Origin of the sequence: Rhodococcus sp. 05-2255-1e (assembly GCF_002259025.1) — a bacterium.
GTDB lineage: Bacteria > Actinomycetota > Actinomycetes > Mycobacteriales > Mycobacteriaceae > Rhodococcoides > Rhodococcoides fascians.
The window spans coordinates 1-10,382 of record NZ_NOZE01000038.1; the positions used below are offsets into that span (position 1 = coordinate 1).

Below are 10,382 nucleotides of genomic sequence, written 5' to 3' on the forward strand. Positions count from 1 at the left end.
AACCGAACTCTGGTTGCTGTAGATCTTGAAGTCGAGCTCGCTGCCGGCGTCGACGACTCCCTCTGCGCCATTCCACAACGACACCAGGAAGAACGCCGATGTCGTCCTCACCGATGGCCTGATCTGGAACTTGTTGACGAATGTCCCGTTCCCCTCCAAGCCCCATTCGACGTCGACCACCGCTGAGCCGACCTGCGTGGTGTTGAGCATGAACCTCACGTTCGACGCATGCACTCGGGCATTGAAGTCACTGTCGACAGTCCAGCAGGTCGTGCCATCGAACGTGCAGTAGTTACTGAAGGCAGCCGGTGCCAGTTCCCGTGGAAGGCTGCGCTGAACCTCCGGTGGCAACGCAGGGGCGGGTAGCCCGCCATCGATGCAGGTCCACTGGTCCGGTATCGGGTTCGGTGGTGCAAGGCAGTCGTAGAGTGGCGCGGATTGCCCCATCTTCTGGGGTGCCACGCTGATGTCGTCTTCGGGTTGAGCACCGGCCGGCGGTGCGGCGAGCATGCCCACCACCACCGCGAACACCGCGGCCATGACCATCCCGACAAAATGCGGTCCACGCCTCGATTTCGGCATAACGCCCACCTAGCCGATCGAGAATTCACCGAGGACGGTGGCACCGTCGTCATCGTAGAGCGGGACCGTGCGAGCAGGTGCTTCCAATACGCCTTGTCCGTTATCGGGCAACGCCTGTGCCTGCTCGAGCGTGTAATCGGGTTCGACGATGTCCGAACTACGAACGTAACCGCGTTGGCCGTCAGTTCCGAACGCGGACACCAGCTCTGGAAGCTGAGCGTCGTCGGTGATTCCTTCTGCGGAGCCGATCGTCTGGCCGTTGTCATTGACCGTCACCGCAGCATCGGACCCGTCGTCGGCGGAGCGGGCGGCCGCACCCCACTGGAGAGGGTCGCTGGGGAAGGTGACGAACTCCTGGTAGGCCGTGCCGTTCCAGGCCCTGACGAACCCGTGGCTGTTGTAGAAGCCAGGTCCGCAGTCGCCCGTCGTGGGGTCGTTGAGGCTCGACGCCGGTCCGCTGTTGAACTTGTACGGCTTGATGACACACAGCGCACCGCTGGTGAACAGACGTGACCGCACACCCATCGTCGCAGAGGGAACGGTGTTCCCGAACGCGGTGTACACGCGTGTGTCAGCGAACAGCGGAGTGTTCGACACCGTCGATGTATGGAGCAGCAGATTCCCCCCGACTGGGCCGGTCGACCCGACCCACCCGGTTCGTGTATCCGCGCTGGCAGACGGAGCCAGAAGCAACCCACCGACCGCAACTGTTGCAGCAACGACGCCCGCACGACGAGCCATGACTGATTTGTTGAACATCAACAACCCAACTTTCTTCCGACGAAGTGATGAACACACGTCACGAACGCAGGCGTGATCCCCGCTGGACCTGAATGTGCTTGCGATGCTGCATAATTGGCAGCGGCACGAAGCGTGGGTGACGACATCACGATAACCGACCAATCGGACTTATGGTCAGCTAACTTTCATAAAAGACCGACCCCCCGCTATGTTGCTGATGAGGTTCGAAGACTCCGATGCGTAGCTCGTACTAAGGTAAACGTCCACGACCACAAGTGGGCCAACGAGCTACCGCGACAACGAGAGTGACTGGTCTCCGTCGCTCCCGCACCATCACCTCAGGTGATCCACAAGCGGGAGGTGGGCACTCCTAATAAGCCGGGTCCGGCGGCATCACCTCGACGCGCTCACCGCCGAGAGTGCAGCCGTAAATTCGGACCCCGTAAGGATTGATGTCCGCAGCAGCAAACCCTGCCAAACGAGCCGTTTTCACGGCATCGTCACGTTCTATCCCGAGACGGACCAGGATCTCCACCGCAAACTCCTCCGCACGTCCCCGGGACGGGTGCAGGCTCTCGCCGAACTTTCTGTTGGTCTCGGCGGCTAAGCGGTCGACAACGAGAATATTCTCGAACTCGACGACGTAGAGGACGTGATCTCGAACCGCTTTCAGGTCAGCAGCTACACCGTCGATCTTCGCGGCCAGCGCAGCAAGCGCGCTACTCGAGCTGCGCGGATATCGAGAAATAAGAAAGTGACCTCCGTTCCTGCCCTTTCTGACCTCTACCATTCCTTCGGCGATCAACGGCGCATAAGCCGCGCGACCGGCATGCGGCTGAGGCCGCGAGGACGACGGAAAAAACTCCTCGTTCAACTCGTCGAGCGTAGGCATCGGGCCGCGCTCTCCATAGTCGCCCGCTCGAATCCGCGCCCGAAGAATCGCCGTCACGTCCGCCGGAGTCACCATTTACGCCACCCATTCTCGAAAACCTCGTATTAGCTCAACTGAGGTTATCGGCTCTCGGCCAGATCGGCAACCGTGCTGTTTTGCGACGTCGAAGGTGGACACCACCGGTGTCGACGAGCTGTCGGGTGTTCCGCCTGCCTGCGGTGCCGGCCACCCTGCGGGCGTCCCCCGAACCGAACTCCGCTGCGCTCCGCACCGTGAAAAGACATCGAATTTCTTGTCGCACACATCTGGCTCCCGGCGATACTGCATCACCCGTGCCCGCCGGCTCAACCCCTCGCTCCGCTGCGCTACGGCCTCTGGCTCCGAACACTTTTCGTCCCGTAGTCGCTGCGCTCCCACGAAAACTCTCCGGCCGCGGCGTTGCCCCGTCGTTCCCGTGCGCTGCTGTCTCTCCTCACGCCAGATGACGGCGACAAGAAATTGGCAGAGCAGGCCGGGGGACCGGTCACGACGGAGGAGGCACCAGTCATGGCATCACGGACCAAGACCAGCGCAGCGGACAAAGCCGAAGCACGCCGCGAGCTGGCGGCATCGCTGCACACCTCGATCACCGACAAGGTAGCCGAGCTGACCAGCTCCGACACCTGGCGCGCGTACCTCGACCACGTGGCCTCGTTCCACTCCTACAGCTTCAACAACGTCCTGTTGATACTCAGTCAGAAACCAGAGGCAACGCAGGTCGCCGGATTCCGCGCGTGGCAACAGCGCGGACGGCAGGTCCGCAAGGGCGAGAAAGCGATCCGAATCTACGGCTACAGCTCCCGCACCGTCACCGAGACCGACCCCGACACCGGCGACGAAGAGACCCGCAAGGTGCCCACCTTCCCGATTCTGTCGGTGTTCGACCACTCCCAAACCGACCCGATCGAGGGACACCCGCAGCCCGAGGAAATCGCCCAGCTCCTCACCGGCGCCGATCCGGATGCGATCTACGACCGCGTCGCCGCGATCATGACCGGGCGCGGATGGACCGTCACCCGCGAGGCGATCGCCAGCAGCGCGAACGGCTACACCACCACCGACGGCTCCCACCGCATCGTCGTCGACGCAGCGTTAGAACCCGCAGCGGCCGCGAAAACGATGATCCACGAGGCAGCGCACGCGCTCATGCACGCACCCGACCTCATCGGACCCGAAGCCCGCAGGGACCTGCACCGGGGCCGGATGGAGGTCGAAGCCGAATCCGTCGCCTACGTCCTGGCCGGGATGCTCGGACTCGACACCAGCGCCTACAGCGTCGGCTACATCGCCGGATGGGCAGCAGGAGACCTCGAGCAGGTCACCGCCACCGCGAAAGCGGTACTGACCGCAGTCCACGAGCTGGCCGACGCCCTCGACCCTGCCGACGCCGAGTCGGACGAGGCCGAGGACACCGGGACCGGGGAGGCCGCGTAGCCAGTCGGGGGAGGGTTCGCCGGCCGGAATGTTCCGGCCGGCGGATCAGGCCACCTGCGGTGTCCACCGAATCGAGCTCCGCTGCGCTCCGCACTCGAAAGGGCACAGACGTTTTTTCACTCCGGTTCTGGCTACCGGCGAGCATTCATCACCCGTGCCCGCCGCCTCAACCCCTCGCTCCGCTGCGCTACGACCGAAGGCTCCGAACACTTTTCGTCCCGTGCTCGCTGCGCTCCCACGAAAACTGTCCGGCCGAGGGGTTGCCCCGTCGGCCCCGTGCGCTGCCTTCTCTCCTCACGCCAGAAACGGCGAAAAAACGTGGGGGAGGACGCAAGACCGACCCGGCACCAGTTCCGAAGGGCAGCAACAGTTATGACCGAGACCACGAACACCGAGACCGCTACCTGCATCGCGGACGGACCCGACTGCACCGGCGACGTCGAATACCGGGAAGCACTGTCCGGAACCGGAGTAGCGCACCCGAGATGCGACAAGCACTGGCAGGACCGCCTCGACCTCGAGGACGACCTGCGCCGCCGCTACCCGGCCCACGCACCCGCCGACTTCGACCCCACCTACGCAGGCGAGCACTGGGACGAGGACTACTGACCCGGCCCGCTCACCACACCCCCATCCGATCGACCCGACCGAGGAGCAAAAGTCATGACCGCCAACGACACCGACGACTACTGGACCGTCTACGACAAGGCCCTCGACGCGGCCGCCGAATGCCGGAGCGTCGAATCCCTGATCGACACCCTGAACCGCTACTACCCGCGCTCGTCCGGAGTCGCGTTCTTCCCCAACGGAGCCGACCGCGACCTACTCGGCACACTCACCGACGCCGGACACTTCGATACCGTCTGGGTCCAAGCGGACTACCACTTCGCGCTCCGTGACGGCCGAGGAGACGGATTCACCTACATCGAGGGCGACATCGTCCGAGGAACCTCACGCCTATGACCACCCGCCCCGGTGCCTGACGGCACCGGGGCAAACCAACCTCGCACCACCTGGAAAGGAACGCCCCTGATGCCCGCACAAGCATGGGTCACCCTGATCGTCGGCGTCCTCGCCGTCGTCGGCGTCGCCCTGACAGTCCGCCAACGCACCATCGCGGACAAACGCGCCCAAGCCTGGCAACGGATCACCTGGTGCCTCGAACGCACCACCAGCGACAACGAAGCCGAAGCCGCCCTGGGCTGGGACATCTACACACCGGTGACCGACTCGCCGCTCATCACCCGAACCGAACGAGACGTCCTGCGCGCTGTCGCAACCCGGGCATTGTGGCGAGCACTGGCGTCACCGGCACAAACCGAGGACACTGACAACCAGAACGAGCAGGAGGACCCACGATGACCACCACCGAAAAGCGCACCACCGCAGCCCGACCACAGGTCGCGCGGGCCGCAGCACGGGCATCGGTCGCGCTGTACGAACGCGACGGCCTCGAGGTACCCCAGTGGATCCGCGACGCCGCCGAAGGGCGCCCGACCACCCCACCAGCCGAACAGCCCTGACACAGGCTCACAACCCGCAGACCGAAAGGCCCGCACCCCGACACACCGGGTGCGGGCCTTCTCCGTTGCCCAGGAGCGGGAAAGCGTGAGGGAGCAGGATCGGGCCACCCTACGGGCGTCCACCGAATCGAACTCCGCTGCGCTCCGCACTGCCACAACCCCGACCACAGCGCAGACAGGCCGCCCGTGCACGTGCGGTTCAGCCTTCAACCCGTTGCAGCGCAACACAATCTGTCGGTACCCGATGCCACACTGAGGCCATGCGAATCCGAACCATCGACGGACCACCACTACCCGCCGAAATCGCCGAGATGACCGCCCGCGCGCTCGCCCTGACGCAGCTACACGACGGCACCGGCCGGTCCAACCGCGTGAACAACGGCGTAATGGACCGGCCTGACGCACTCACCAGCGCAGTCGAATAGACGGAACGCTCACACGCTGCCCGAACTGCACTTCGGAACGCCGGGCTGATTACCGACGAACGACGAATGCACGAACAACCAGCCCACATACCCGCTCGTGAGCTGGACATAGACCTTGAACCAGCGCGGAGAACCGTTGTACGAGGCACCGTCCCACCAGCACGACATGTCCGAGACCTGATACGTCGACCCCGAACCGTCGTAGGCCACTTGACCCATCAGGCACGAGGACAAGCTCACGCAACTACGCGCGTTCGCGCCGACCGCGACATGAGCACCCGACGCCGCATTCGCCGCAGGCGCAACCGCCAACGCCGACATCGCCAACGCAGCGAACAGAACAACACCGACAACCGAACGACGCACCGCAGCGGACGCCCGGGAAGTGAAAGAACGCATGGTCAACCAACTTTCTCGAGAGGAAAGTAGAACGAACCATCGCAGTATCACCCCACACAACACTGCCGCGATGTCCTCCAATCGACGGACCCAAACAGCCTCGAAACTGTTACACCACAACCCGATTCAGGACACCACCTCGATACTCGACCGATAGAAGCGACAGCTACCGCTTCCACCCACCCGATCGGGGAAACCGACCGAACCACCCCAGGGCAGCAGGCGCACCCTCAACAGATCCGCGCTACCGCGACACCGAACGTGGCCGGCCTGCGTCGCTCCCGCACAGTCACCCTGCCGATTTCCGCTGCTGGGAGGTGGCCACGCCGCCGGCGTCGACCGGTAGTCGTGCATTCCGCCTGCCGGCGGTGCCGGCCACCTGCGGTGTCCACCGAATTGAACTCCGCTGCGCTCCGCACTCAAAAGAGGGAAGAGACGTTTTTTCACTCCGGTTCTGGCTACCGGCGAGCATCCATCACCCGTGCCCGCCGACTCAACCCCTCGCTCCGCTTCGCTACGGCCAAGGCTCCGAACACTTTTCGTAGAGCAGTCGCTGCGCTCCCACGAAAACTGTCCGGCCGAGGGGTTGCCCCGTCGTTCCCGTGCGCTGGTTTCTCTCCTCACGCCAGAAACGGCGAAAAAACGTGGCAGGGCAAAAGGCCAGGCCACCAGTTGAGAAGGGAAGTAGCGACATGCACGACACCATCACAGGACCGAGGACGGTGGGACTGCACACCGCGATCATGGCCGCGATCGGTCAGGTACCGGAGCAGGTCAAGACCCATGCACTCGCGCAGGTCACCGCCTACACCGAGCAGGTCAACCGGGCCGCAGCGGATGCAAATTCGACCACCGTCGATGCGCACCTCGAGCGGGCCGCGTTCTGGGCGTGCACCGCCCGCGAACACGGAGCCAGTGAGGCCGAAATCCACGCCGCACGCCAGACAGGCCACCACCAGGTAGCCACCGCCCAGCAGTAACCCCCAGGCCCGTACAGGCCCGGAAAAAGAAAACACCGGACAGCGCCTATCTGCCCGGTGTCTCCAACCGAAGAATCTACCAGGGAGAGACACCACCATGACCGCAAGCATCGAAACCACCACCGCCGCAACCGAAGCCCCCACGACCGGCACCACGCCGGTCGTGGGGGCGGGCGAGGAGTTCGCCCGCCTGCACCCCAACGCCCTCGAAGTCGGCCCCAACGTCCGCGACGAGGTCGACACCGACTCGGACGAGTTCCGCGCCGTCGTCGCCTCCATCACCGAACACGGTGTGCTCCTGCCGATCCTGGCGCGCCGTGACGGCGACCAAGTCGTGGTCATCGACGGCCAGGTCCGCACCCTCGCCGCTCTCGAAGCCGGGGTCGACAGTGTGCCGGTACTGATCCAGCCGACTGCGAGCAAGGCCAAGGACCGCGAAATCGAACGCCTCACCCAGCAGGTGACCACCAACGATCGCCGTATCGCCCTCACCGACGGTCAACGCGCGAAAGCCGTGACCGAGATGTTCGAGCTCGGTCTGTCGGCCACCAAGATCGCCAAGACGATGCAGTACGACAATCGGGAGACCGCCAAAGCCGCAGGAACAGCGGGTCGGTCGCAGACCGCTCGCGAGGCGCTCGACGCCGGACAGCTCGACCTCGAGCAGGCGGCAGTGGTCGCGGTGTTCGATGAAGACGGCGACGACGAGGCTGTCGAGGAACTGCTCGACGCCGGATCACGGTTCCGCTCCGTCGCGCAGGAGCTGATCGCGGACCGCGCCGAACGCAAGGCCCGCGCCGAAGCCGGTACCCCGTATGCCGAGAAAGGTCTGACCGTCCTCGAGGAGGAACCCGACTACGACAGCCCCTACATCGCCGCTGAGGACTTGGTGACCGCAGACGGAGACCAGATCACCGACGCCGTCATCGACGGCGCAGCCGCGCACTGGGCGGTGTGGCTGACCCCGAACGAGCAGATCACCCTCACCGCCACCGGCGAGGTGATCGAGTCCGAGTCGATCGACTGGGCGACCGAAGGAGCCCCGAAAGCCCTCGCCACCGAGGGCTACCACCACCACAAGGACGTCACTGTCGCCCAGGTGTGGGTGCCGGAGTACTTCACCGTCGACCCCGACGCGGCCGGTGTGAAACTGGGGCCGATCCTGGCCGCAGCGTCGAGCGAACCCGACGAGGCCGACGACCAGGCCGCAGCCGAGAGGAAGGCACGCGAGAAGAAGGCAGCGCAGGCAGCGCTCGCGGCCAAGGAAGCCGAGAAGGCCGCTCGGCGGCGCACCGTCGCATTGAACAAGGCCAGCGCTGCCGCGACGATCGTCCGCAAGGAATGGCTGGCGAAGTTCCTGACCCGCAAGACCCTGCCGAAGGGGGCAGGGAAGTGGATCACCGAAACACTCGTCGACGAGCCGGGACTGCTGACCGAGAACAAAGCGGCGCAATATCTCACGGAGTTGCTCGGTGTCACCGTGCCTGTCGACACGAGCCCCAGCGCCGGGTACCCCGGTGTCGCGGACAAGGCCGCGCGTCGAGCGCTCGCCGCCACGATCGACAAGGCCAGCGAGACCCGCGCGCAGGTGATCCTGCTCGCGCAGATCCTCGCCGCCTACGAGGCACGAGTGAGCGGCAAGGGCAACGACTCGTGGCGGCGCACGGCCTGGGGTAACCAGGACAACTACCTTGGCTTTCTCGACCAGCACGGCCACGTGCTGACGGTGGTCGAGCAGGCCGCAGCCGGAATGCTCACCCCTGAGCAGGCGTACGACGCGCTCACCGCGTCCACGGAGTAGGACCGGGACCGGTGGCGGGTACCTCGACGGTGCCCGCCACCGGTTGCCCTGGTCCCGGCCCGGGTCGAGGGGGCTGCCGCCGCCCTCGAGCTCCCCCGCTCGACGCCAAACCGCCGCACTGCTCACGACGGCAGGCGGCTCACGAAAGGTCAGTGAGCGGCGTTGAACGCCTCTTCGATAGCGGCCGGGATGCGGCCGCGATCGCTGATCTCGTAGCCCTCGTCGGCGGCCCACTGCCGAATCGCGCGTGTCTGCGCCGGGTCACGCGTGGCCGGTGTCCCGGTCTTCGCGGGCGTCGTCGCGCCGGCGGGGGAGGGCTTACGCTTGCGGCCACCGACCCGCGTCGAATGCTCGATGTAGTAATCGAGCTTCCTGTGAAACTCGGTGGCGTTCTTCGCTTTCAGGTCGATCACGTACTCGACGCCGTTGACCGCGAATTCGATGGTCTCGCCGGAATCGTCGTCGATGACCGACCCGTCGATATCGTCCACCAATTGGGTTGTCACTCGCTTGGCCACAGCCGGAAAACCTTTCGATCACACACATTTGTCACAAACTCGGGTAACGGCCAGCGTAACCAAGAATGTGGCGATGAGCTGCACCCTTTCATGTCACGACATCACGGGGAGCGATATCGGATCGGATTCCTTTGAATGCGGGATGCCGTAAACGCCCCGTTGCCGATTGTTCGCGATATTCCACAGTCGCCACCAATTCCGGTGCCACCCACGACACCCCGACTGCGTCGGCGCGCGGAACCGGACCGTGCAGCGCACTGTCCGGACGAGTGCGCTCATCGAGTGTGCTCCGCAGATCACGGCGCATCCGATCGGTGAAACCCGTTCCCACACGGCCGATGTAGACCAACTCGCCCGCCTCGTCGTACGCTCCGAGAAGCAGCGCCGCCAGTGTCCCGCCGGCTCGGCCGCCCGTCGGAACCCATCCGCAGATCACGCCTTCGCGTGTGTTCCGGATCGGTACCTTGATCCACGACGGCGACCGGATCCCTGATCGGTACACCGACTCGGCTTTCTTCGCGACAACCCCCTCGATGCCGTTGTCGGCGGCAATGCCCATCAACGTCTCGCCGTCGATTCCCGTCATGGTCGGCGGCACCTGTACCCGACGCCCGTCGGCCACGCCGAGGCCCTCGAGCAGCGCGCGCCGCTGTATGTAGGGCAGCGTCCGGACCGATTCGCCGTCGACGTCGAGGACATCGAACACGAAATACGTCACCGGGGTCGACCGCAACAACGCCGCCGGCGGGCGCGCGACATGCATTCGGCGTTGCAGCAGCCCGAAATCGGGCCGACCGGCCGAATGCAGTGCCACCAACTCGCCGTCCAGGGTCACCGATCGACCCGCCGTCGTCTCCGCCAACGCCGCCGCCACGTCCGGGAACGAGGCAGAGATGTCGTTTCCGTTGCGCGAGAACAGCTTCACCCGCGATGCGCCGTCGACAACGCTGACCCCGCGTTGGCCACTGGAGTCCGCGCGGGTTCGATCGGCTGCCAGGAACCGGTGTGAGCCCAGGGTTCCTGGTCAGAGCAACGATTCTTCTTCATT

General features: G+C 65.0%; 14 protein-coding genes. 8 read left to right on the top strand and 6 right to left on the bottom strand.

Going from position 1 to position 10,382, the window contains the following annotated elements; translation table 11 throughout:
* The 3 genes from CH262_RS23155 to CH262_RS23165 all read right to left on the bottom strand — a co-directional run.
* Positions 1–582, bottom strand: a 582-nt coding sequence (locus CH262_RS23155) for a hypothetical protein (RefSeq protein WP_143547159.1), incomplete at its 3' end; no start/stop codon positions are given.
* Positions 583–591: 9 nt separating this feature from the next.
* On the bottom strand, positions 592–1,179 hold the full coding sequence (locus CH262_RS23160; protein ID WP_143547160.1) for a hypothetical protein: 588 nt from the start codon (positions 1,177–1,179) through the stop codon (positions 592–594).
* 514 nt (positions 1,180–1,693) lie between these two features.
* Positions 1,694–2,290, bottom strand: coding sequence for a hypothetical protein (locus CH262_RS23165; protein WP_094718524.1), 597 nt, complete (start codon positions 2,288–2,290; stop codon positions 1,694–1,696).
* A 471-nt stretch (positions 2,291–2,761) separates the two neighbouring features.
* On the opposite strand from CH262_RS23165, the gene CH262_RS23170 reads away from it, so the two are divergent.
* The 6 genes from CH262_RS23170 (at position 2,762) to CH262_RS27840 (ending at position 5,636) form a co-directional block, all read left to right on the top strand.
* Positions 2,762–3,688, top strand: a complete 927-nt coding sequence (locus CH262_RS23170) for an ArdC-like ssDNA-binding domain-containing protein (protein ID WP_094718532.1) — start codon at positions 2,762–2,764, stop codon at positions 3,686–3,688.
* Positions 3,689–4,060: 372 nt separating this feature from the next.
* Positions 4,061–4,297, top strand: coding sequence for a hypothetical protein (locus tag CH262_RS23175; RefSeq protein WP_094718525.1), 237 nt, complete (start codon positions 4,061–4,063; stop codon positions 4,295–4,297).
* A gap of 54 nt (positions 4,298–4,351) precedes the next feature.
* A complete protein-coding gene (locus CH262_RS23180; RefSeq protein WP_094718526.1) occupies positions 4,352–4,651 on the top strand; it encodes a hypothetical protein in 300 nt (99 codons plus the stop codon).
* Positions 4,652–4,720: 69 nt separating this feature from the next.
* A complete protein-coding gene (locus tag CH262_RS23185; protein ID WP_094718527.1) occupies positions 4,721–5,050 on the top strand; it encodes a hypothetical protein in 330 nt (109 codons plus the stop codon).
* Positions 5,047–5,211 (top strand): hypothetical protein, encoded by a 165-nt coding sequence (locus CH262_RS27835; protein WP_155288773.1) that lies wholly within the window; start codon positions 5,047–5,049, stop codon positions 5,209–5,211. Before CH262_RS23185 ends, CH262_RS27835 begins: the two co-directional genes overlap by 4 nt.
* 260 nt (positions 5,212–5,471) lie before the next feature.
* A complete protein-coding gene (locus CH262_RS27840) occupies positions 5,472–5,636 on the top strand; it encodes a hypothetical protein (protein ID WP_179275089.1) in 165 nt (54 codons plus the stop codon).
* A 9-nt stretch (positions 5,637–5,645) separates the two neighbouring features.
* Here CH262_RS27840 and CH262_RS23190 read toward each other — a convergent pair whose 3' ends face one another.
* Complete coding sequence (locus tag CH262_RS23190; protein ID WP_218829324.1) at positions 5,646–6,035, bottom strand: hypothetical protein; 390 nt, start codon at positions 6,033–6,035, stop codon at positions 5,646–5,648.
* 692 nt (positions 6,036–6,727) lie between these two features.
* Between CH262_RS23190 and CH262_RS23195 the strand changes: the two genes are divergently transcribed.
* Together CH262_RS23195 and CH262_RS23200 are read left to right on the top strand one after the other, a co-directional pair.
* Entirely contained in the window at positions 6,728–7,015 is a 288-nt protein-coding gene (locus tag CH262_RS23195; RefSeq protein ID WP_094718528.1) for a hypothetical protein, read from the top strand.
* A gap of 97 nt (positions 7,016–7,112) precedes the next feature.
* Entirely contained in the window at positions 7,113–8,816 is a 1,704-nt protein-coding gene (locus tag CH262_RS23200; RefSeq protein WP_094718529.1) for a ParB/RepB/Spo0J family partition protein, read from the top strand.
* Between the two features lie 149 nt (positions 8,817–8,965).
* Here CH262_RS23200 and CH262_RS23205 read toward each other — a convergent pair whose 3' ends face one another.
* Positions 8,966–9,334 carry a histone-like nucleoid-structuring protein Lsr2 gene (locus tag CH262_RS23205; RefSeq protein ID WP_094718530.1) on the bottom strand — a complete coding sequence of 123 codons (369 nt, stop codon included), beginning with the start codon at positions 9,332–9,334 and terminating at the stop codon, positions 8,966–8,968.
* Between the two features lie 88 nt (positions 9,335–9,422).
* Positions 9,423–10,349: a non-homologous end-joining DNA ligase gene (gene ligD / locus CH262_RS23210; protein WP_306436798.1), complete on the bottom strand. Its 927-nt coding sequence runs from the start codon at positions 10,347–10,349 to the stop codon at positions 9,423–9,425.
* Between the last annotated feature and the right edge of the window lie 33 nt (positions 10,350–10,382).